General features: G+C 68.3%; 23 protein-coding genes. 14 read left to right on the top strand and 9 right to left on the bottom strand.

From position 1 onward, the window contains the following. Window positions 1–46 precede the first annotated feature (46 nt). Genes ACR3IO_RS17200 through ACR3IO_RS17220 form a run of 5 tightly spaced genes read left to right on the top strand, consistent with a single transcriptional unit; the run spans window position 47 to window position 4,349 of the window. Window positions 47–1,336 carry a cytochrome P450 gene (locus tag ACR3IO_RS17200; protein ID WP_434072441.1) on the top strand — a complete coding sequence of 430 codons (1,290 nt, stop codon included), beginning with the start codon at window positions 47–49 and terminating at the stop codon, window positions 1,334–1,336. Then, on the top strand, window positions 1,336–1,548 hold the full coding sequence (locus ACR3IO_RS17205; RefSeq protein WP_434072442.1) for a ferredoxin: 213 nt from the start codon (window positions 1,336–1,338) through the stop codon (window positions 1,546–1,548). The genes ACR3IO_RS17200 and ACR3IO_RS17205 overlap by 1 nt, the downstream gene beginning before the upstream one ends. Then, the gene (locus ACR3IO_RS17210) at window positions 1,545–1,958 is read left to right on the top strand and encodes a Zn-ribbon domain-containing OB-fold protein (RefSeq protein ID WP_434072443.1); all 414 of its coding nucleotides are present in this window, start codon (window positions 1,545–1,547) and stop codon (window positions 1,956–1,958) included. The genes ACR3IO_RS17205 and ACR3IO_RS17210 overlap by 4 nt, the downstream gene beginning before the upstream one ends. A 16-nt stretch (window positions 1,959–1,974) precedes the next feature. Further along, a complete protein-coding gene (locus tag ACR3IO_RS17215) occupies window positions 1,975–3,123 on the top strand; it encodes a thiolase family protein (protein ID WP_434072444.1) in 1,149 nt (382 codons plus the stop codon). Further along, entirely contained in the window at window positions 3,120–4,349 is a 1,230-nt protein-coding gene (locus ACR3IO_RS17220) for a CaiB/BaiF CoA transferase family protein (RefSeq protein ID WP_434072445.1), read from the top strand. Before ACR3IO_RS17215 ends, ACR3IO_RS17220 begins: the two co-directional genes overlap by 4 nt. Before the next feature lie 46 nt (window positions 4,350–4,395). Here ACR3IO_RS17220 and ACR3IO_RS17225 read toward each other — a convergent pair whose 3' ends face one another. The 6 genes from ACR3IO_RS17225 to ACR3IO_RS17250 all read right to left on the bottom strand — a co-directional run bounded on the left by ACR3IO_RS17225 (window position 4,396) and on the right by ACR3IO_RS17250 (window position 10,056). Next, window positions 4,396–4,764 (bottom strand): VOC family protein, encoded by a 369-nt coding sequence (locus tag ACR3IO_RS17225; protein WP_434072446.1) that lies wholly within the window; start codon window positions 4,762–4,764, stop codon window positions 4,396–4,398. Between the two features lie 102 nt (window positions 4,765–4,866). After that, a complete protein-coding gene (locus ACR3IO_RS17230; protein ID WP_434072447.1) occupies window positions 4,867–6,024 on the bottom strand; it encodes an Mrp/NBP35 family ATP-binding protein in 1,158 nt (385 codons plus the stop codon). Beyond that, window positions 6,017–7,378, bottom strand: a complete 1,362-nt coding sequence (locus tag ACR3IO_RS17235; protein ID WP_434072448.1) for an FAD-dependent oxidoreductase — start codon at window positions 7,376–7,378, stop codon at window positions 6,017–6,019. The genes ACR3IO_RS17230 and ACR3IO_RS17235 overlap by 8 nt, the downstream gene beginning before the upstream one ends. Before the next feature lie 2 nt (window positions 7,379–7,380). After that, on the bottom strand, window positions 7,381–7,704 hold the full coding sequence (fdxA, locus tag ACR3IO_RS17240; protein WP_354241780.1) for a ferredoxin: 324 nt from the start codon (window positions 7,702–7,704) through the stop codon (window positions 7,381–7,383). Window positions 7,705–7,739: 35 nt separating this feature from the next. Next, a complete protein-coding gene (locus ACR3IO_RS17245; protein ID WP_434072449.1) occupies window positions 7,740–8,972 on the bottom strand; it encodes an NAD(P)/FAD-dependent oxidoreductase in 1,233 nt (410 codons plus the stop codon). Window positions 8,973–9,234: 262 nt separating this feature from the next. After that, window positions 9,235–10,056: an IclR family transcriptional regulator gene (locus ACR3IO_RS17250; RefSeq protein WP_434072450.1), complete on the bottom strand. Its 822-nt coding sequence runs from the start codon at window positions 10,054–10,056 to the stop codon at window positions 9,235–9,237. A gap of 188 nt (window positions 10,057–10,244) precedes the next feature. On the opposite strand from ACR3IO_RS17250, the gene ACR3IO_RS17255 reads away from it, so the two are divergent. The 4 genes from ACR3IO_RS17255 to ACR3IO_RS17270 are packed head-to-tail and all read left to right on the top strand — an operon-like array spanning window position 10,245 to window position 12,891. Next, window positions 10,245–11,042, top strand: a complete 798-nt coding sequence (locus tag ACR3IO_RS17255) for an SDR family oxidoreductase (protein ID WP_434072451.1) — start codon at window positions 10,245–10,247, stop codon at window positions 11,040–11,042. A gap of 15 nt (window positions 11,043–11,057) precedes the next feature. Next, window positions 11,058–11,693 (top strand): carboxymuconolactone decarboxylase family protein, encoded by a 636-nt coding sequence (locus ACR3IO_RS17260; protein WP_434072452.1) that lies wholly within the window; start codon window positions 11,058–11,060, stop codon window positions 11,691–11,693. Beyond that, window positions 11,690–12,175: an HtaA domain-containing protein gene (locus tag ACR3IO_RS17265; RefSeq protein WP_434072453.1), complete on the top strand. Its 486-nt coding sequence runs from the start codon at window positions 11,690–11,692 to the stop codon at window positions 12,173–12,175. The genes ACR3IO_RS17260 and ACR3IO_RS17265 overlap by 4 nt, the downstream gene beginning before the upstream one ends. A gap of 2 nt (window positions 12,176–12,177) precedes the next feature. Beyond that, the gene (locus ACR3IO_RS17270) at window positions 12,178–12,891 is read left to right on the top strand and encodes a TetR family transcriptional regulator (RefSeq protein ID WP_434072454.1); all 714 of its coding nucleotides are present in this window, start codon (window positions 12,178–12,180) and stop codon (window positions 12,889–12,891) included. Window positions 12,892–12,987: 96 nt separating this feature from the next. Here ACR3IO_RS17270 and ACR3IO_RS17275 read toward each other — a convergent pair whose 3' ends face one another. Beyond that, window positions 12,988–13,926, bottom strand: coding sequence for an SDR family NAD(P)-dependent oxidoreductase (locus ACR3IO_RS17275; RefSeq protein ID WP_434072455.1), 939 nt, complete (start codon window positions 13,924–13,926; stop codon window positions 12,988–12,990). 192 nt (window positions 13,927–14,118) lie between these two features. On the opposite strand from ACR3IO_RS17275, the gene ACR3IO_RS17280 reads away from it, so the two are divergent. From ACR3IO_RS17280 to ACR3IO_RS17290, 3 genes are all read left to right on the top strand, one after another. Further along, entirely contained in the window at window positions 14,119–15,759 is a 1,641-nt protein-coding gene (locus ACR3IO_RS17280) for a flavin-containing monooxygenase (protein WP_434072456.1), read from the top strand. A 53-nt stretch (window positions 15,760–15,812) separates the two neighbouring features. Further along, a complete protein-coding gene (locus ACR3IO_RS17285) occupies window positions 15,813–16,154 on the top strand; it encodes a hypothetical protein (protein ID WP_434072457.1) in 342 nt (113 codons plus the stop codon). A 133-nt stretch (window positions 16,155–16,287) separates the two neighbouring features. Continuing rightward, a complete protein-coding gene (locus tag ACR3IO_RS17290; RefSeq protein ID WP_434072458.1) occupies window positions 16,288–17,772 on the top strand; it encodes an MFS transporter in 1,485 nt (494 codons plus the stop codon). A gap of 44 nt (window positions 17,773–17,816) precedes the next feature. On the opposite strand, the gene ACR3IO_RS17295 is transcribed toward ACR3IO_RS17290, so the two are convergent. Continuing rightward, the gene (locus ACR3IO_RS17295) at window positions 17,817–18,509 is read right to left on the bottom strand and encodes a hypothetical protein (protein WP_434072459.1); all 693 of its coding nucleotides are present in this window, start codon (window positions 18,507–18,509) and stop codon (window positions 17,817–17,819) included. A gap of 275 nt (window positions 18,510–18,784) precedes the next feature. Between ACR3IO_RS17295 and ACR3IO_RS17300 the strand changes: the two genes are divergently transcribed. Continuing rightward, window positions 18,785–19,207, top strand: coding sequence for a pyridoxamine 5'-phosphate oxidase family protein (locus ACR3IO_RS17300; RefSeq protein ID WP_434072460.1), 423 nt, complete (start codon window positions 18,785–18,787; stop codon window positions 19,205–19,207). Between the two features lie 86 nt (window positions 19,208–19,293). Here the strand turns inward: ACR3IO_RS17300 and ACR3IO_RS17305 are convergent, their stop codons facing one another. Continuing rightward, a complete protein-coding gene (locus tag ACR3IO_RS17305) occupies window positions 19,294–19,437 on the bottom strand; it encodes a hypothetical protein (RefSeq protein ID WP_434072461.1) in 144 nt (47 codons plus the stop codon). Window positions 19,438–19,491: 54 nt separating this feature from the next. On the opposite strand from ACR3IO_RS17305, the gene ACR3IO_RS17310 reads away from it, so the two are divergent. Further along, entirely contained in the window at window positions 19,492–21,621 is a 2,130-nt protein-coding gene (locus ACR3IO_RS17310) for an acyltransferase family protein (protein ID WP_434072462.1), read from the top strand. Window positions 21,622–21,651: the final 30 nt, after the last annotated feature.

A 21,651-nucleotide genomic window follows, 5' to 3' on the forward strand; every position in this document is an offset into this window, starting at 1 on the left:
TCAGCCGGCACCCCGCTCCGCGGTCGCGCAGAGAGAGGAACCACAGATGCCCACCGTCGAGATCTCCGCCACGGAAACCGACTTCTTCACCGATCCCGAGGTCGCCGAGAAGGCGGAGCCCTACTTCGACCACATGCTCGCGAACCACCCCGTGTTCCGTGAGCCGAAGTACGGCGTGGTCATCGTCACCGGCTACGAGGAGGCGCTGCAGGTCTACCACCAGCCCGACGTCTACTCGTCGATCAACCGCACCGGCGGCCCGGTGGTCGACCTGCCCTTCGAAGTCGTCGGCGACGACATCTCCGAGCTCCTCGAGCAGCACCGGGCCTTCTTCCCGCAGAACGACCAGATCGTCACGTTCGACCCGCCAGTTCACACCGACCACCGGTCGATCCTGATGGGCCTCATCACGCCGAAGCGCCTCAAGGAGAACGAGCAGTTCCTGAAGGACACGGCCGACCGGTACCTCGATGAGTTCCTGCCCAAGGGCAAGGGCGAGTTCATCTGGGACTACTGCAAGGGCTACACGATCCTCGCGGTCGCCGACCTGCTCGGCGTCCCCGTCGAGGATCACCAGATGCTGCTCGACCTGCTCGCATCCGAACCCGGCCCCGTGCTCGGCAACCTCGAACTCCAGGCCAACCACCACAACAGCCTCGAGCGGCTCTACGACTACTTCGTCGCCAGGATCGAGGAGCGCCGCGCCGAGCCGAAGGACGACGTCCTCACGGGCATGGCCCTCGCGACGTTCCCCGACGGCTCGCTCCCCGAGCCGATCGAGGTCGCCCGCATCGCGTCGAACATGTTCGCCGCCGGCCAGGAGACCACGGTCCAGCTCATGGGCATCACGATGCAGCGCATCGCCGGGGACGCCGAACTGCAGCAGCGGCTCCGAGACGACTTCTCGCTCATCCCCAAGTTCATCGAGGAGACGCTCCGCATCGAGGCTCCGATCAAGGGCTCGTTCCGCCTCACCAAGCGGCCGACCGAGCTCGGCGGACTCGAGCTCGTTCCGGGCACCGTCGTGATGCTCCTCCACGGGGCATCCGGTCGCGATGCTCGCGTCTTCGAGAACCCGACGGAGTTCGATCCCACCCGATCCAACGCGCGTCAGCACCTCGCGTTCGGCCGCGGCATCCACACCTGCCCGGGCGCCCCTCTGGCCAGGGCCGAGGCGGTCTTCACGATCCAGCGGATCCTCGAGCGCACGACGAGCATCTCGATCGACGAGTGGCACCACGGCACCGCCGACGCGCGTGAATGGGACCTCATCCGCAGCTACAAGTTCCGCGGCCACACGCACCTCTACCTCCAGTACACCGAGGCGGTCGCGTGATGTCCGCGAGCCTGACGGTCGACCGCGACCGATGCATGGGGTCGGGACAGTGCACGTTCTACGCGCCGGCCACGTTCGACCTCGACGACCTGAGCATCGCCATCGTGGTCGATGACCACGGTGACCAGGTCGACAAGATCCAGATGGCCATCGACGTGTGCCCCACCCGCGCGATCGCGCGAGCCACGGCCGCGCAGGAGGAGACCGCATGATCGCCGCGACCGGCATCGAGCAGACCATCGTCTCGCAGCCCACCCCGGATCTCGACGGCGACGGACTCCTCGGCACCTTCCCCGAAGGGCGCCGGCTCGTCGGCACGCGCTGCGACTCGTGCGGCTGCACGATGATCGGCGCCCGCATCGTGTGCAGCACCTGCGTCGGCACCGAGGTCTCCCCGACCGCCCTGTCGACGACCGGCGTGCTGTACGCCTTCACCCGCCTGCACCTGGGCGGAGCGACGGTGCGCCCGCTCGGATACGTCGACCTCGACGATGAGGTGCGCACGCTCGCGGACCTCCGCGAGGACGGCGAACCCCTGCGACCCGGCATGCGCGTCGTACTCGGTGTCGACGGCGACGACTGGTACTTCATCCCGGTCGCTTCTGCGCCATCCGGCGAATGACAAGGAGAACCCTCCCATGACAGAGAACGTCCACGTGATCTCGGCGGCGATGGTGCCGTTCGGCAAGCACCGCTCCTCCTCCTATGTCGGCCTCGCCGTGCCGCCGCTCATCGACGCGCTCCGGAGCGCGGGCATCGACAAGTCCGACGTCGACGCGGTCTACGTCGGGCACTCCTACGGCGGCATGATGACCGGCCAGCGGATCTGCAAGGAGATCGGACTCGGCACCGTGCCGACCGTCAACGTCGACAACGCCTGCTCGAGCGGTGCGACCGCCGTGCACGAGGCATGGTCGGCCATCGCACAGGGACTCATCGACGTCGCCGTGGTGATCGGCGTGGAGAAGCTGACGCAGTTCGGCGGCGGAACGCTGCCGCTCTCGCCCGAGGACCGAGAGGTCAAGCAGGGCATCGTCATGCCCGCCGTCTACGCGATGCGGGCCACTCGGTACCTGTACGAGACCGAGGCGACCGAAGCCGACCTCGCACTCGTGAGCGTGAAGGCGCGCAAGCACGGGGCACTGAACCCCTACGCCCAGTTCCGGTCGGAGGTGACGGTCGAGGAGGTGCTCGCCGCACGCCCGGTCGCGGACCCCCTCACCCTGCTGATGTGCTGCCCCACCGGCGACGGAGCCGCCGTGGTGGTGCTCGCCTCCGAGCGGGCGCGCGCCAGGCTCGGGGCGAACGCGAGCATGCGGGTTGCGGCGTCGGTCCTGCACTCCGGTCACGTCACCGAGGGCTTCCGGGACATGACCTTCCCCGACATCAGCGCCCACTCCGCCCGCGACGCCTACGAGGCGGCCGGCATCGGCCCGGAGGACCTGGACCTGATCGAGCTGCACGACGCGTTCTCGATCGCCGAGCTCGTCTACTACGAGGCGTTCGGGCTCGCCGAGCGCGGTCGCGCCATCGACCTCATCCGTGACGGTCGAACGACGTTCGGCGGCGACGTGGTCGTGAACCCCAGCGGCGGACTGCTCGCGAAGGGACACCCCGTGGGTGCGAGCGGAGTCGCGCAGATCGCCGAGGCTTTCTGGCAGCTCACCGGCAACGCCGGCGATCGCCAGGTGCCGGATGCCCGCTGGGCGATGACGCACGTCACCGGCGGGGGCACCGCCGGCCTCGACCACGGAGCGTGCACGGTCCACCTCTTCGAGGCGGCGTGAGCGCCGTGCAGCGCCCGCCGCTCGAGGGAGTGCGGGTCATCGACCTCACGACCTTCCTCTCCGGGCCGTCGGCGACGCAGCTCCTCGGGGACCTCGGTGCCGACGTGATCAAGGTCGAAGCCCTGACCGGCGACTCCAGCCGCGCGATCGCCGGTCCGGAGATCGCCGGCGACAGCGCGTACTACCTGGCCAACAACCGCAACAAGCGGAGCATCGCCGTCGACCTCAAGTCCCCTCGCGGGTTGGAGGTCGTGCGTCGGCTCATCGCCGGCGCCGACGTGGTCATCGAGAACTTCCGCCCCGGCGTCACTGCTCGGCTTGGTCTCGAACCCGAGATCATCCTGGCGGAGCATCCGTCGCTCGTCTGGGCCTCGATCAGCGGCTTCGGCCAGGAGGGGCCGTGGCGCGACCGGCCGGCCTACGACATGGTCGTGCAGGCGCTCAGCGGGGTGATGAGCCTCAACGGGCACCCCGGTGCTCCGGCCGCGCGCCTCGGCATCCCCGCCGGAGACGTCGTCGCGGGACTGTATGCCGTGATCGGCATCCTTTCCGCGCTGCAGGCCCGCGGCGAGACCGGGCAGGGACGGATCGTCGACGTATCGATGCTGCGCGGGCAGCTCGCCATGCTGTCGTACCAGGCGCTGTACACGCGCGTGAACGACGCGGCGCCAGGTCCGCAGGGTGCGGCGCACGACTCGATCGCCACGTACCGCTCCTTCCGCGGCCAGGACGGCCGCGAGTTCGTGGTGACGGCGAACACGCCGCGCATGTGGGAGGACTTCTGCGGGGTGCTCGGGCTCGAAGCGCTCGTCATGGACGATCGCTTCGTCGACGCGGCGGCGCGGCTGCGCAACAAGCGCGAGCTCTGGGACGTCCTCGAGGCGCGCATCGCCGAGCGACCGGCCGCGGAATGGGTGGACCTGCTCGGCGAGGCGTCGGTGCCCGTCGCGCCGGTCAAGAACGTGCTCGAAGCCCTGACTGATGCCCGCGCTGCCGACGACGGCTCGCTCCTGACCGTGCGCAACGATGCGGTCTCGTTCGAGAACGTCGCGACCCCCATCCGGTTCGTCCGCACCGCCGAGGTCGAGGCGGCCTACCCGCCCGTGCTCGGCGGTGACACGATCGCCATCCTCCGGGGCGAGCTCGGGTACACCGACGACGATGTCGCCGTGCTCGTCGCGGACGGCGTCGTCGGCGCGGAGGCGGAACCGGTGGGCGTGCGCTGAGCTCGTGTCGACGAACCTGCGGAGAGAGTACCGTCAGCGGATGGCACTACCGCGGGACCCGGTGCAGCGGGGTCCGATCGCCCACCGACCAACGATGGCCGAAGGGATCGGTGAACCCTCCCTGGCGATGGGCACCCCATGGCATGTCGTGGTCGGTCGCCTCCTCCACGTCGGTCGCGCCGGCCTGCGCGGCTCGCTCGATGAGGTCATCGGGAGCGGAGACGAAGATCTCGATGCGAGTGGTGGTGAAGCCGGCCTCCGCCGGACTCAGCTCGTGCCCCTTGCCCGGCACGGCTTCGTGGAGAAAGAACGGCGCGCCACCGATCTCGAGTCCGGCAACGCCGCCCAAGTCCCACAGTCGGCCGGCGCTGAGGGCGGTCGTGTACCACCTCACCGCCGCATCGGCGTCGGACACGATCAACATCACGGAGATGGTCGGTTGCGCATCCGAGTTGCCCATGGCGTTGAGGGTAACAGGAGCAACAGGGTGCTGATCAGGTCTTTCTGACCGTGGCGTTCAGGCGACGCTGAGCGGCAGCTTGATACCTGCGAGTCCGCGCGAGCGCACGGCCAGGCTCGCGGCGAGCTCGGCGAATGCGCGCGCTGCGGGGTCGGCGGGTCGCTCGGCGACGACCGGGAGACCGGCGTCGCCGCCGGCGCGCAAGGCAGTGCTGAACGGAATGCTCGCGACGGCGCGCACCTCCCAGTCGGGAGTGGACAGGCGGTCGGCGACCGCTCGGCCGCCCCCGGAGCCGAAGGGTTCGAACGTCGAGCCGTCGGCGAGCGTTGTCGGCGACATCGTCTCCACCACGCCGATGATGCGCTGTCCGAGTTGGCGCGCGAGCTGTCCGCTGCGGACCGCGACGCTTGCGGCCGCGGACTGCGGGGTGGTGACAACGAGTATCTCGGCATGCGGGAGGAGGTGACCGACTGAGATCGCGGCGTCACCGGTTCCGGGAGGCATGTCGATGAGCAGCACATCGAGATCGCCGAAGAAGACATCGGCCAGGAACTGCTCGAGCGTGCGGTGGAGCATCGGCCCGCGCCACGGAACCGCCGAGTCCTCGGAACCCGGGCGCAGGAACATCCCGATCGAGATGACCTTCACACCGTAGGCAACTGGGGGAAGCGCGAGGTCGTCGACCTGGGTCGGCCGGAGCACCCGCCCCTCCGCGTCCATGAGGCCGAGGAGGCCCGGAATCGAGAAACCGTGCACGTCGGCGTCGATGAGGCCGACGCGAAGTCCTCGGTTCGCCATCGCGACCGCGAGGTTCGCGGTCACCGTCGACTTGCCGACCCCGCCCTTGCCACTCGTGACCGCGATCACCCGCGTGAGCGAGCCAGGAGTGAAGGGGGTCGTGGCCGTCGTTCGGCCGCCGCGGAGCCGTGTCGTGAGCTCGGAACGTTGCTCGTCGGTCATGACGCCCACGTCGACACGCACCTCGTGGATGCCATCGGTCGACGCCGCTGCGGCCGCGACATCCCGTTCGATCCGCTGGGCCATCGGGCAGCCAGCGATCGTCAGCAGGATGCCCACGACGGCGACACCGCCGTCGACCGTCACCGACTCGATCATCCCGAGCTCGCCGAGCGGGCGGCGCAGCTCGGGATCGGTCACCGCCCCGACCGCCTCCCGGACGGCCGAAGCGGTGGCCTCGAGGGCGTTCTCAGCCATGGCCCGGCGCGCCCACCAGCGATCGTCGCTCGGCGGCCACGCGGAGCATCTGGTCGCGGTCGTGCAGCTTGACGCGCTCCCGGCCGACGGTCGCGCCGGTCGCGCCTTCGGCCGCCTCGATCGCACGCCAGCCATGCCAGTCGACGACCTGGACGCCGCGGGATCTGAGCAGTTCGTCGACCTCAAGGGTTGTCGACGCGGTGGAGACGCCGTCGCGCGCTGCGATGTCCGCCAGGATCGAGGTCACCGTCTCGAGCGCGCACTTGCGGTTCGTTCCGACGACGCCGTTCGGGCCGCGCTTGATCCAGCCGGCCACGTACACACCGGGCACGACGACGTCGCCGTCGATGACGCGGGAGTCCAAGTGCGGCACCGTGCCGGTGCGCTCGTCGAAGGGTAGGCCGTCGAGCGGCTTGCCGAGGTAGCCGACGGAACGCAGGGCGAGCTGCGTCTCGAGCACCTCGGTCGTCGAGGGATCGCTCGTCTTCGCCAGGTGGATGCCGCTGACGGCGCCGTCTTCGCCGACGAATCCGATCGGCGTGCGGTCGAAGAGGAAGCGGATCGACTTGGGGCGGCCGAGGACGCCGCGATCGGCGGCTTTCCGGAACGTCGTGAGCAGCCGCCTGGCCGCCGGGTCGGCGTCGACGTGCGCCTGCTGTGCGGCATCCAGCTCGAGGTCCGCGGGGTCGATGACGACGTCGGTGCTCTCGACCTCGAGCAGCTCGATGAACTCCTTGTTCGTGAACTTCGCAAAGCCGGGGCCGCGGCGGCCGATGACCACGACCTCCTCGAAGGTGCTCGAGGCGAAGGCGTCGACGATGTGTTCGGGGATGTCTGTGCGCCGCAGGTCGTCGATCTCCCGCACGAGCATCCGCGCGGCGTCGAGGGCGACATTGCCGACGCCGATGACGACGGCACGCCGGCCGTCGAGCGCGAAGGCTTCGGCCGACTGGTCGGGGTGTCCTTGGTACCAGGAGACGAACTCGCGGACCGCGTGCACGCGGGCGAGTTCCTCACCCGGCACGTCGAGGCGACGGTCGAGCGGGGCACCGTGCGCGAAGACGACCGCGTCATAGTGGCTGCGGAGCTCGTCGATCGAGACATCCGCGCCGACGTGGACGTTGCCGAGGAATCGCAGGCCGGGGGTGTCCTCGAACACCTCGGCGAACGAGGTCGTGATCGACTTGACGCGCGGGTGATCGGGGGCGACGCCGTAGCGGACGAGGCCGAACGGCGTCGGCAGGCGGTCGAAGACGTCGACCTCGACGGGGGACTCGGACTCCTCGGTGAGCAGTTGCGCGGTATACGCGCCCGACGGTCCAGAGCCGATGACGGCGACACGGGTGGTTGACATGTTCAGGCCTTTCCGCGCGGCGCGAGGGCCGCGATCTCGTCGACGTCGAAGAAGATCTTCCCGGCCTTGCGGCCGCTCTTGGGAGTCTCGACCTCGGCGAAGAACCGCTCATTGAGTTCGAGATACGGCTCCTGGTCGGCCGGCAGTTCGGCGTCGTAGAAGACGGCGTCGACGGGGCACGCGGTGACGCAGGCGCCGCAGTCGATGCAGAGGTCGGGATTGATGTAGCTCATCCGCCCGCCCTCGAAGATGCAGTCGGCGGGGCATTCCTGCATGCAGCTCTTGTCCTGCACGTCGACGCAGGCTTCGGTGACCACGTAGACCATCGCGTGTCCTTCCTTCAGGTTTGCGGCGCGCGCCGTCAGGCGGCGCGCAGGCCGAGTTCTTCGACGATGGCGTCGGCCGGACGTCCGACGGCGAGCAGGCGTCGGACTTGGTTGAGCGCGCGAACCCAGTTGACCGTCACGGCGCCGCAGGCGATGCCGTCGGCATCCGCGTGGATGACGGCGACGCGGCCGTCGGCGGCGAGGTCGCCGACCACGATCGAGCTCCCGGCGGGATCGCGTCGACCGACGGAGTGCACCTTCCACGCGTACTGGTCGGACCAGACGTAGTCGGCCGAGTCGAAGGCCGCGCTCGCGCCCTGCGTGATCGCGGCCGCCACGTACCGTGCCTGATCGCTCGCGTTCGTCCAGTGCTCGGCGCGGATGTCGATGCCGTGACCGGGGTGCGGCCAGCGGGCGACGTCGCCGATCGCGTAGACGTCCTCCGCGCCGATCGCGCGAAGGTAGGGATCGGTGAGCACGCCGTTGGCGAGCGTGAGGCCGGAGCCGTCCAGCCAGCCGGTATTGGCGACCGAGCCGATGCCGACGATCGCGGCGGACGCGGCCAGCTCGGATCCGTCGTCGAGCACGACGGTGAGGTCGCCGGCCTCGCCGCGGATGTCGGTCACGCCGACGCCGAAGCGGGTCACGGCCCCGTTGGCGTGGTGGAGGTCCACGAGGGCGCCCGCGATCTCGGCGCCCACGAGGCGGGTCATGGGTTCGGGTACGGGGTCGACGACCGTCACGGGGCAGCCGAAGCCGATCGCGGCCGCGGCGATCTCGGTGCCGATGAAGCCGCCGCCGACGACGACGACGTGCTCCTGACGGGCGAGGCGTGCGGCGATGGCACGCGAATCGGCGAGGGTCCGCAGCTGGAGCACCCCGGAGGGCGGCGTCCAGGGGGAGGGGCGGGCACCGGCACCGGTCGCGATGACGAGCCGGTCGTAGGCGATCGAGGTGCCGTCGGCCAAGGAGACGGTGCGGGACTCGGTGTCCAGGCCGTTCGCGGCGACCCCGAGGCGGAGGTCGATGTCGAGTTCGGCGATCTCCGCCTCGGTGATGAGCCGGACGCCCGCGACGGATTCATCCGACCAGTCGGAGCGCAGCAGCTCCTTCGAGAGCGGAGGGCGATCGTAGGGGAGCTCGTCCTCGGCGCCGATCAGGGTGATTCGACCGGCGTGGCCGTAGGTGCGCAGGCCCTGTGCGGTGCGCGTTCCTGCCAGCGACGCTCCGATGATGACGACATGGCTGTCGGCGCCGTGTTCGCTCATGGTGGTGATCCTCAACTTCACTGTCGGGGGAGTGGTTCCGTGCGTACAACCGAACAAGAGATCGGTTGTACGCAACAGTGAGTATCGCCGCAGGGGTCGCGGATGTCAACCGGATCGTGTGGTTCGGCGTCGCCGATCGATGCGTGAGGGCGCTCGGATGGGCCGCGTGGAGGGCGTCGTGGTCGTGCCCGGGCGCGGCGGAGCGGTGCAGGGCCCTTGGGAGCCCACGGGTGGATCGAGCGGGAGAGCGCGAGCGGTCGCGTCAGCGCTCGAGGCGCTGCCCGCTGATGTTCGCGGTGATCTGCGCGGCGGCTTCGCGCACCTTGAGGGCGAATTCGACGGAGGTCGACTCGTCGAAGCGCGACTCGGGGATGGAGACGCCCGCCGCGCCGGCCACGTCACCGGGGACCAGGCCGAAGACGGGGGCGGCGATGGCGACCGCGCCGGTGATGCGCTCGCCTCGCGTGATGGCGTAGCCGTCGCGGCGGATCTGCGCGAGGCGCTCCAGGAGCGCGTCGGGCGTGGTGACGGTGTCGGGCGTGAGCTGGGCGAGCGGCCCGTTCGCGACCTCGCGCTGCACCGAGTCGGGCAGGAAGGCGAGGATCGCGAGACCACTCGCGCCGCCGTGCAGCGGCATCCACTGCTGGAGCGGCAGTGTGTAGCGAAGCGGATGCGAGGACTCGACGGTCGACGTGAACATCATCTGGCGACGCTGGTCGTCATAGAGCGACGAGAACGCCGACTCGCCCGTCTGGGCGACGAGATGCTCCAGGACTCCGAGCGCGAGCTCCTGCGAGGGGTAGCGGCCCGTCGTGAGCCAGGCGAGTCGCAGGAACTCGAGCCCGAGGCGATACGACGTGCCGTTGCCGGCGCGGCGCACGAGGCCGAGCTTCTCAAGGTCGGTGATGAGGCGGTGCGCGGTGCTCGGGCTGACGCCGAGCCGGCCCGCGAGCTCGCGCACGCCGTGGGAGTCCTTCGGGCTCTCGATCATGTAGGTCAGCAGTTCGATGCCGCGAGCCAGCGGCTGGCGCCGACGGCTCGCCTCGCCTGTTTCGCCCTCGGTCGCATCCGTCGCCATGCTCATCGCCCGCTCATTTCGTCTCGAGTACCGCCAACGGCGGCTTGACATCCGACCGCTGCGCAAGCATTCTATTTGCAGTCACTCAACAGAACAGATGTTCCGTTGAATGACACTTGCGTCATCGGGCGCGGAGACACCTCGCAGTTGAGTCGAGTCCCGCTGGCCCGCCTTCAATGGAGAGGAAGTACGACATGTCGATCGCCGAGGCGCCCGTCATCGCACCGGGCGACACCGCCGCCCCCGAGCAGAGGGTCGCCGTCGTCACCGGCGCCGCAGGAGGCATCGGACTCTCGATCGCCCAGCGGCTCGCCGAGGACGGATTCGCGGTCGCGATCATCGGCCGGACCCCCGGCACGGCAGCGGAGGCAGCCGAAGGCATCGTCGCGAACGGGGGCCGGGCTCGCGGCTACGACGCCGACGTCGCCGATCGTGAGCAGGTCGACGCCGCGCTCGCGGCGATCCGCGCCGAACTCGGTGCGGTCTCCGTCGTGGTCGCCAACGCGGCCGTCGCGCCGCAGCAGGCCTTCCTCGAGATGACCCTCGACCAGTGGAACACCGTGCTCGGCATCAACCTCACCGGCACGTTCAACACGGTGCAATCGAGCCTTCCCGACCTCATCGACGCCGGCTGGGGGCGCATCATCCTCATCTCCTCGTCGAGCGCCCAGCGCGGCGCCCCTCGAATGGCCCACTACGCCGCATCGAAGGGCGGCCAGATGGCGATGACGAAGGCGCTCGCCGTCGAGTTCGGCAAGGCCGGCATCACGGTGAACACCGTCGCCCCCTCATCGGTCGACACGCCGAGTGTCGCGAAGAAGCGCGCGGCTGGCACCATCCCCTCGGCCGACGACATGGCCAAGTACATCCCGGTCGGCCGCGTCGGCGTCGGCGAGGACATCGCGGCAGCGGTCTCCTACCTCGTCTCCGACCAGGCGGGCTACGTCACGGGCCAGACGCTCAGCGTCAACGGCGGATCCTTCATCGGCTGAACGGAGCGAACGAACATGAGCGACACCATCGAGATCACGAGCCCCCGCGTCCCTCCCCGCCCCACCGAGGAGTGGACCGACGACGTCGACGACGCCTTCTCAGCGCTCCGCGCCCACGCCCCGGGCGGCGCACCCGCCGACGGCCCGGTGCAGCGCCCGAAGGCGAACATCCTCGGCATCTACGCCTGGCACCCCGACTTCATCCGCGGATGGATGCCCTTCTCCAACCACCTGCGTCACTCGACGCTGTCGGACCGACAGCGCGAGATCGCGATCCTGCGCACCACCTGGCTCGGCTACGGCGAGTACGAGTGGGCGCAGCACGTCTGGATGAGCACCGCGAGCGGCGCGCTCACCGAGGCCGAGGTCGCAGCACTCTCCGAGGGTCCGGATGCCGCGGGCTGGTCAGTCGAGGACGCCGTCCTCGTGCGCGCCATCGACGAGATGGTCACGGGCGACAAGCTGGTCTCCGACACGACCTGGGCGGCACTCGCCTCCCAGCTCGACCGTCGGCAGCTCATCGACTTCGTCTTCACGATCGGCACGTACGACATGCACTGCATGGCGTTCCGCAACCTCGGGCTCGAGCTCGAGCCCGGCATGACCGGGTTCCCGGCCGGTCACGCTCCCGAATCCGACGAGCAGCCGTGACCGCCGTGACCGCGGTGGGCGAGGCCTTGCACTGGGCGGTCCGAGACTCGCTCATCAGATACGTCACGGACATCGCACATGGCACCTATGCGGTCGAAGGTGGCGCCACGGAGGGCGAGTCCGGCGTCATCACCTTTCCACTCCGCTCGGCCCACCGCGAGGGCGACGACTGGCGGATGTCGTTCGAGGGATCGGTCCGCTTCCTCGCCCACCACGGGCACCTGGACATCCTCATCAAGGATCCGGAGGTCGTGGTCGGCCCGAACGGCGGGGTCCTCGCCACGCACACGGTGGACGACCCGAACGAACTGCTCGCCGTGGTCGCCATCGGAGCGGGAGACTCGACCGGCTCGGATGCGGCGCTCGTCTGGGACGGCCTGCCGACGCAGCTCGCACCGGGCGCCGTCGAACTCTTCGGCACGGTGTACCCGGCCGGAACGGAAATGGCACCGATCGGGATCCGCATCGCGCTAGATTCCTAAGCATGTCTCAATCCGCGCCGGAGCGCGCACCACGTCGGAGCACCCGTCGGCCCACCGGTGAGCGCGGAAACGTGCGCGGAGAGGCGACGCGGCAACTGATCCTCGTCGCGGCCGAACGCCTGTTCGCTGAGCATGGGATTTCAGCGGTGCCGCTGCGTGACATCGGCATGGAGGCCGGCCAGCGCAATCACGCGGCGGTGCAATACCACTTCGGCGATCGCGACGCGCTCGTGAAGGCGATCATGGAGTTCCGTGGTGCCGAGAGCGAGTCCGATCGCGCCGAGCTCGTCGCCGGCCTCATGGTGGGCGGCGAAGTCCCGACGGTCGCCGATGTGGTCGGCGCGTTCGTGCGCCCGCTCGCCATTCACATCCAGCCCGACAACCACTACTTGGCCTTCCTCTCGCTGTTCATCACCGAGGAAGGCGGATACGAAGGGCTCCGCCCCCAGGGGGTGCACACCGGTGCATCCGTCATCACGCTTCGGGCGCTCCTCGCGCGTCTCGCGCCCGGCATCCCGGAACCGATCCTCGATGAGCGATGGTGGGTGACGTTGACGAGCGCCGTGCACGCGCTCGCGCGGTATCAGGCAGCGCAGCAGAAGCGCGCACAGCCGGCGAAGATGGGGATCCTCATCGATGATCTCGTGGTCTTCCTGGCTGCCGGACTCGTCGCGCCGATCGTCGAGGGCGACCCGCGGGCGATCGCGACGGACTGACCGACTGGACGACGAAGGGCCCCGACCGGCGATTCGGTCGGGGCCCTTCGTGTTGGGGCCGTCCCTCAGGCTTGGCGCATGCCGTAGCTCGCTCGTTCAGCGGCCCAGGTGCGCCATGAAGCGCGATGACCAGTCGGTGAGGCTGGCCGGCACGTAGTAGCCGTCCTGATCATTGATCTCGTCCCAGTTCTCGGCGACCTCCTCGATCGTCGGGGTGCCGTCGGAGAGCCAGCCCGGCGTGATGCCGAGGAACCACCGTGAGAACCGCTTCGCGCCGGCGACGAGGATCTCGCCGTTCACCGGGCACGACTCGTGCGCGAGCAGGGCGACCATGGGCGAGACGAGCCCGGTCTCCATCGCCTGGAGGATGCCGGAGTCCGGCGCCGTCGCGGTGACGATGTTCGGCTTGGTCGCGGACTCGCTCGGTCGCGTGATCGCGTTCGGGGCGATGGCGTTGACGAGGATGCCCTTGGGCTCGCCGGCCACGGCGAGGCTGCGGGTGAATCCGATCAGCGCACCCTTCGCGGTGGCGTACGCGAGGTTGTCGGGCAGGCCGAGCATGCCGGTCGAGACGGTCGTGATGACGCGGCCGTATCCCTGCGCCTCGAAGTGCGGCCAGGCCGCGCGAGTGGTGTGCCAGGTGCCCCGGAGGTGGACGTCGAGCGTGCGCTCGAGGTTGTCGGCGTCGGCTTCAGGGAAGCTCGCCCACCGGGAGATGCCGGCGTTGTTGACGACGACGTCGAGGCGTCCGAACTCGCGCACCGCAGCGTCGACCAGTGCGTGGCAGTTCGCCTCGACACCGATGTCGCTCGAGTCGGCGATGGCCTCGCCGCCGGCGGCGACGATCTCGGCCACGACATCGTTCGCGGGCCCGGTATCGCTTCCGACGCCCTCCTTGGATCCACCGAAGTCGTTGACGACGACCTTCGCGCCGCGTTGTGCGAGCAGCAGGGCGTGGGCGCGACCGAGTCCACGGCCCGCGCCGGTCACGATCACGACGCGCCCGTCGAAGCGCAGGTCTGGTTTGGCGTTCATCATTCTCCCTTGAGTGACGGTCCCTGCAGCGAGCGACCATGCAGGAGTTCATCACATCCGCTCAGAACTTGCAATCGGCGCATCTCAGGTAATTTCTCCAGCTACAAGTCACCGATTGCCTTAATTCAGCAATCATGCTTAGATTTGTGCGATGGCTGGCCCAGCCAGAGCATAGGAGCGGGAGCAAGTCGCATGACGAGCAGGTCGGACAACGAAGTCGACATCGAGGTACTGGTCATCGGAGCCGGAGTGGTCGGCATCTATGCCCTCCACCGGGCGATCGAGGCCGGGTTCAGTGCGCAGACGCTCGAGGCCGGCGACGACGTCGGCGGCGTCTGGTACTGGAATCGATACCCGGCCGCCCGCTTCGACTCCGAGAGCTACACCTACGCGTACCTCTTCTCGAAGGAGCTCTTCGACGAGTGGAAGTGGGAGGAGGAGTTCGCGACCCAGCCCGAGATCGAGCGCTACCTCAATCACGTCGTCGACCGCTTCGACCTCCGCAAGCACATCCGCACCGGTCAGCGCGTCGTGTCGGCCGTCTGGAACGAGGACGCGAACCGCTGGGACGTCACGACCGAGACCGGAGAGCACGTACGAGCACGCTGGGTGATCTCGGCGACCGGCGGGCTCTCGGTGCCCCACTACCCCGAGATCGACGGTCTCGAGAGCTTCCTGGGAGAGGGCCACCACACCGGTGCATGGCCCCACGTGCCCCTCGACTTCGCAGGCAAGCGGGTCGCGATCATCGGCAACGGTCCGAGCGGTGCGCAGATCCTGCCGGTGATCTCGGAGATCGCGGCGCAGGTCGATCTCTACCAGCGCACGCCGACCTGGACGACGCCGCTCAACAACTCGCCGATGACCGACGAGAAGCGCCAGTGGCTGAGCGAGAACTTCGAGCAGGTCGTTCAGACCCTCACCGCGCCGACCAACCCGACCGGGTTCATGCACCCGCCGGCAGGCCGGTTCTCGACCGATGACACCCCTGAGCAGCGCCAGGCGTTCTACGAACAGATCTGGAAGGCGCCCGGCTTCGGCAAGCTCACGTCGAACTACTACGACATGACGACCAATCGCGAGGTGAACCTCGAGTTCTGCGAGTTCCTCGCGAACAAGATCCGTTCGATCGTGACCGATCAGGCCACCGCCGAGCGGCTGATCCCGAAGGACCACCTCTTCGGGGCGAAGCGACCGCCGTTCATCGCGGACTACTTCGAGTCATTCAACAAGCCGAACGTGTCGCTCGTCTCGCTGCGCGAGACGCCCTTCGTCCGCGTCGATGCGACCGGCATCGAGACCACCGAGGGGCACCGCGACTACGACATCATCGTGTACGCCACCGGCTTCGACTTCGGAACGGGCGCGCTCACGCGCATGGGGGTCGTCGGCCGCGACGGCCTCGACCTCAGCACCGACTGGGAGGACGGTCCCTCCGACTTCGCCGGCTTCAGTGCGCATCGGCTTCCGAACTTCTTCTTCCCGGGAGGTCCGCACGGTGCCGGCGGAGGCAACTACCCGCGGTACTCGCAGGACCAGGTCGACTGGATCGCGGACACGCTCATCTACGCCCGTGAGCACGGGCTGGACCGCTTCGAGCCCACCGAGGAGCAGGAGGGGGCATGGATGACGATGGTCGAGACCCTCGCTCCGCTCTCGATCTTCTCGGCCGAGCACAGCCACTACTACGGCGCCAACGTGCAGGGCAAGCCGAAGAAGTTCCTGCTCAATCCCGGCGGCCGCGCCAAACTCCACGAGATGCTCGGCGAGCTCTCGTCCACCGAGGACTACGGCGGCGCTCTCGCCTCGACTCGCGACCGCGTCGCAGTCTGAGTTCGGCGCCACAACCAGTTCACCAGCAGAACATCGAACGACGGGGTACGAGCATGACCGACACCGACACGACCGACGCGGATACCGTGTCGAGCGCGACCAACCGAGAAGCGTTGATCACGTTGATCAACTCGGCGCCCGGTAGAGACGCAGAGTTCAAGGAGTGGTACTGGGGCACCCACGTCCAGGAGGTCCTCGCGCTTCCAGGATTCATCAGTGCCCGCACACTGCGGCTCACGGAAGAGCCGGGGGGACCAGCACCCTTCCGGTACGCCACGATCTACGAGGTCGAGGGGACCGCATCGGACGCCCGCAACCTGATGTTCGGTTCCGGCCTGAGTACCAGTGACGCCATGGACATCACTGCCATGATCGTCGCCCCGTTCACCGCCTGACCGCGGACCCCTCTCGCGGGTCGGCCGGCCCGTCGGCCGGCCCACGAGCGTTCATGATCACCTGCACCAGAGCAGCAGCCGCAGCTCTGGTGCAGCGCGACCTCTCCGACAACGACGTTAGGAAGTCATCACGATGTCCCTCACCACAGCTCCGCCGAAGGTCATGCCGTTCGCACTGATCATCGCGATCTTCATGATCATCGAACTCACGCCGATCTTCGAGGTGACGATGATGTACGCGGCCATCCCCACACTGATGGGAGTCTTCGAAGCAGACGCCGCCACGATCTCGTGGGTGATCACGATCTTCCTGCTGGTCGGTGCGGGAACCGCGGCGATCTCCGGACGTCTCGGCGATATCTACGGTCGAAAGCGAGTCCTCATCGTCCTGATGGTGATCTCCGCCGTCGGCTCCATCATCAGCGTCGTCGCGGGGAACCTCGAGGGAATCCTGATCGGGCGCGCCTTCCAAGGCACGAGTGCAGGGCTGTTCCCCCTGCTGATCGGACTCGCGCGCGAGGTCGCACCGGCCCGCAAGGTGCCGCTGTTGATCAGCCTGACGTCGGGCATCGGCCTGATCGGCGGATCGGTCGGTGCTCTGGCTGCTGGAATCCTGCTGCAGACCTCCGGCTGGCACAGCATGTTCGTGGTCTCGGCGGTGCTCGCGGTCGTAGCCATCCTGGTTGCGCTCATCCTGCCGAAGTCAGTCGTCGCCGTGACGGTACGCGGTCGCCTCGACGTGCTCGGCGCGCTGGTGATGGCCCCCGCGATCGCAGCGATCCTCTTCGGCTTCACCATCTCGCGCAGTCAGGGCGCCAGCCCCGTCGTTCTCGGGCTGATCGTGGTCGGGGCCGTGCTGTTCATCTTCTGGGTCGTCTGGGAACTGCGGATCAAGAACCCCATGTTCAACCTTCGGCTCTTCCGAACGCGCTCGCTGGTGCTCACCCTCATCGCCACCGCCTTCGCCTCCATCGGCATCCTCTCCGCGCCGGCACTGCTCACCCCGATCCTCCAACAGACTCCGGCCGACATGCCCGTCGGGCTCGGCCTGACCCCGACGGAGGCGGGACTGTACGGGCTGATCTCGGGCACGATCGCGTTCATGCTCTCGCCGCTGGCGGGCCGGGTCGCTGGTCGACGCGGAGGCAAGATCGTGTTGGCCGCCGGCATCGTGCTCGGCGTCATCGGGTACGCCAGCTTCCTCTTCTCGGTTCACAACCTGCCGCTGGCGATCGTGGGAATCGTCGTGGGCTCCGTCGGCACGGTCTTCATCACCGTCAGCGTGCCGATCGTCATCGTCGAGAACGTGGACGCCCGAGACACGAGCGAGGCCGTCGCCTTGACCTTCACGGTCGGTCGAACGATCTTCAGCGCCATCGGCACGGCCGTCATCGGGATCGTCCTCGCCTCGAGCACAGTGCCCGACACGACATCACCGACGATCGAGTCCTGGAACGCAGGCATCGTCCTCGTCATCATCGCCGGCGCGATCGCGCTCGCCGCGACCATCGCCATCAGGAGGTCGACGCCGATGAGCCAGCGTGGAGAGGTCATCGAGGCGATCGCTCAGGACGACACGACCTCGGACCAGGAAGCTGCACCCGTCCGCGTCAACTGACCGCCGCCTCTGGCATTGTCGGACTCGGCCGGGCTGCTGACGCGCTATCGATCACCGGTGGCACGTCCACGGACGATCGAACCGATCACGAGGTAGAGGCCGCAGAGAACGGTGGATCCGCCGAAGAGCATGGCGGAGATCCCAACACCCCACGAGGAGTCCGCGGTCGATGCGAACGAGAGAATCGCGGCCTGTGCCAGAACGAGCAGAATCAGACCACTCCCGAGGTTGACGATCCGGATGCTCTTCACGAGCGGTTGCTTGGAATGGCGGGTTCGGATGGTGCCGGTGATCGCGAAACCGAGCTCGATGAACGCGATGAGCGCGAGGATCTCCGCGATCAGCGGCTCGAACGCGAAGCCCACCTTCGTCTCGATCAGGAGCGGCAGGCAGAGGGCGATGTACACGATCGCAGATCCCGTCAGCACCGCTCCGATCAGCGTTGAGGCGCGGTATTGTTCCGCGATCGAGGGTGCCCTGTCGGTTGCAGACCGCCGCGATCGGCGGTAGCTGCCGACTGCGATCGCCTTCGCGGCCCCTACTCCCAGGGAGAAGAGCACGTTCGCGAGCAGGAACAGGTTCGGTTCAAGCAGGAAGAGGAGCAGCTTGGCCGCGGCGAAGACCGCATTGAACAGCGCCGAGACGCCGGCATAGAAGAATGCGCGCTCCTCTTTCGTGGCAAGCCACCACGGAGGCCGCGGCTGTCTGCCGGGGCGAGGTTCGCGGCGATCAGACACCACCCCATCCTTGCCCTGTTCGAGTCCCCGACCAACGTCTGCGGGGCGGAATCGACCCGAACCTGGGTTCCGGCCGGTCAAGCACGTCAAAGGAATCCGGCATTCGCCGACCGCGGGCGATCGTGTGCGCGCATGAGACTCGCCGATGAACCGGACGACCTCGTCTGGCGCACCGGGAGCAGTGACCTCGACGCGACTCGTCCGGCCCGCGAAGATGCTCTGATCACGCGGGCAAATTCATTGCGGACCGCGGGCCGCGGTGGAAGGCTCACGGTATGGGCGAGAGAGATGATGGACGGCCGCCGACCCGCGAACTGGATGCGGCGGAGTGCTGGAAGCGCATCGGTTCGGCGCCGTACGGGCGCATCGCGGCTGGGGCGGCCGGCGAGATCGACATCTTCCCCGTGAACCACGGGGTGGCCGACGGCACCATCGTCTTCCGCACGTCTCCCGGCACGAAGCTGCTCGAGCTCACGATCCGCCACCGGGTCGCCTTCGAGGTCGACGGCACCGACGGGTCCGAGGCCTTCAGCGTGGTCGTGAAGGGCGACGCCGAGGAGTTCGACCACGACGCCGAGGTGCGCGAGGCCGAGAAGCTCGGCGTCACGCCGTGGGCGCCCGAGGAGAAGGATCGCTGGGTGCGGATCACGCCGACCGAGATCTCGGGGCGGGCGTTCCAGTTGCCCGACGGCGTCTGACGAAGGCCGACATCCGTCGACTGGCGTCACCGCCGGGCGGCTCTGCGACGGATGCCACGAGCGGATGCCGCGGCCGGCCGTTCGCGTCAGGCCGCCGCCTGCTCGAGCGCCGAGGCCGAACCAGAGGTCGTGACGCTTCCCGTATCCGCGAGCCGTGATACTTGGGCAGTGAGGATTTCCAATGGCAGCGCCACGATCGTCTCGCCCGCTGCTGACTGGTCGTCGCTCAACTCCCGATGGATGTCTGTCCACGCGGTCCGCGAAGCACGTCGAGGGCGCATCCGATGACGACCTCGCTCGGTACCGCCCGAGACGCACCGTCCGCCCAGCCGAACCCTCCCGCAGCTTCCCGCGCATTCCGACCCGACATCCAGGCACTGAGAGCGGTCGCGGTCTCCCTCGTCGTGCTCAACCACCTCTGGCCGATTCGCGTGACGGGCGGCTACGTGGGGGTCGACGTCTTCTTCGTGATCTCCGGCTTCCTCATCACGTCGCATCTCGGTCGTGAGCTCTTCGCAACCGGCCGGGTTCGTCTCGGCGCGTTCTACGCGCGACGTGTGCGGCGGCTCCTTCCTGCCGCGCTGGTCGTCCTCGCATTCGGCGCGATCGCAACCTTGCTGTGGGTGCCGACCATCTCCTGGCCGCGGGCGGCGATGGAGATCGCCGCGAGTGCGTTCTATGTCGAGAACTGGGTCCTCTCCGCGCTCTCCGTCGATTACTCCGCGCAGAATGACGCGGCAACGGTGGCTCAGCACTACTGGTCGCTCTCGGTGGAGGAGCAGTTCTACCTGATCTGGCCGCTCGCGATGATGCTCGCATGGATGGCCGCACGCACGTTCCTGCCCGCACGACGGCGAGCCGCCGTCGCGATGATGCTCGCCGGCATCGGCATCATCTCGCTCGTCGCCAGCATCTGGATGACGTGGTCGTCACCGGCTCAGGCGTACTTCGTCACCTTCACGCGCGCCTGGGAATTCGCCGCGGGCGCACTCCTCGCACTCGCTGCTCATCGCGTGCGCTTCCCGCGCAGGATCGCCGAGATCGCCTCCCTTCTCGGACTCGCCCTCATCGTCGCGTCGGCACTCGTATTCGATCAGGCGACTCCCCTCCCCGGAATCGCGGCGGTCGTGCCGGTCCTCGGCACGCTCCTCGTCATCGCGGCCGGCGGCACGGGAGTTCGGTTGGTTCACGAGCGTGTTTCGACTCTCAGGCCCGTCCAGTGGTTGGGTGACGTCTCGTATTCGGTGTACCTCTGGCACTGGCCGCTCATCGTGATCACGCCATTCGTTCTCCTCCGGCCGATGACCACGCTCGACAAGGTCGGCGTGGTGCTCGCCACGCTCGTGCTCGCGTGGCTCACCAGACGCTTCATCGAGAGCCCCGGTCAGCGATGGACCTGGCTGCGTTCCTCTGCCCGACGCACGTTCGGTGCGATGGTGGCGGGCATGGCCGTCATCGCGGTACTTTCCGGAGGCATTGCGTGGGGCTCTGCGATGGACGAGCAATCTCGCACCGTGGCGGTCGATGCGCCGACCGCAGAGCCGTGTGAGGGGCCGAATGCGGTCTCCGACCCCGCGCGGTGCCAGGACCCGTTCGCCGTTCCCGCGAAGGTCGCGGAGATGGGTGAGCGCAACGCCTATTACCAGACGCCCGACGCGTGCGGAGACCTGCTTCCGGTGCTCGAAGCCGGGGACGAGAGAACGACTCGCGTCTGCGATTACTCCGACGGTTCTGCTGCGGCGACCGACGTCTGGCTCATCGGAGACTCTCACGCACAGCAGTGGCAATGGGCGTTGTTCGACATGGCCCGCGAGCGCGGTTGGAGGTTGACGATCAGCTTCCTCGGTGGGTGTCCGCCGGCCGAGGTCGCGTTCGCCGGGTATGGCAGGGACAAATCCACCGCCAAGAACGAGCGCTGCATGAGGTGGGGCGAGACGGCCGCGGCTCACGTCGAACGGGAACGACCCGCATACGTCTTCACGTCATCGTTCACCCGAAAGCAGCTCGTCGACGACGGCACCGGCCGACCGGCCGAGATGCAGTACGCGGAAGGTTTGACCGCGTACTGGAGCCGGTGGACGGCCGCGGGCTCGACGGTGGTCGTGCTCGGTGACCCTCCCTTCAATGCGGCGGTTCGCGACCGGGATTGCGTGCTGCTGAATGCTTCCGACCCGCTTCGGTGCGGTGTGGGCCGAGACGTCGCCCAGCCCCCGGATCCCATGCTGCTGGCAGCACGGTCGAGTGCGGACCCCGACGTCATCGCATTCGACCCCACGCCGTATTTCTGCGACGAGAGCCTCTGCTACGGGGTGATCGGCGGCATCCCGGCCTACTTCGATGGAGACCACCTCAACGTCGAGTACACGAGACTGCTGCGGCCGTTCATCGAGGAGGCGGTACCGGGCCTCCGATAGCCGAGCGTCGGGGTGGGGGCTGACGCCGTC

Origin of the sequence: Agromyces sp. Marseille-Q5079 (assembly GCF_051016555.1) — a bacterium.
Taxonomy (GTDB): domain Bacteria; phylum Actinomycetota; class Actinomycetes; order Actinomycetales; family Microbacteriaceae; genus Agromyces.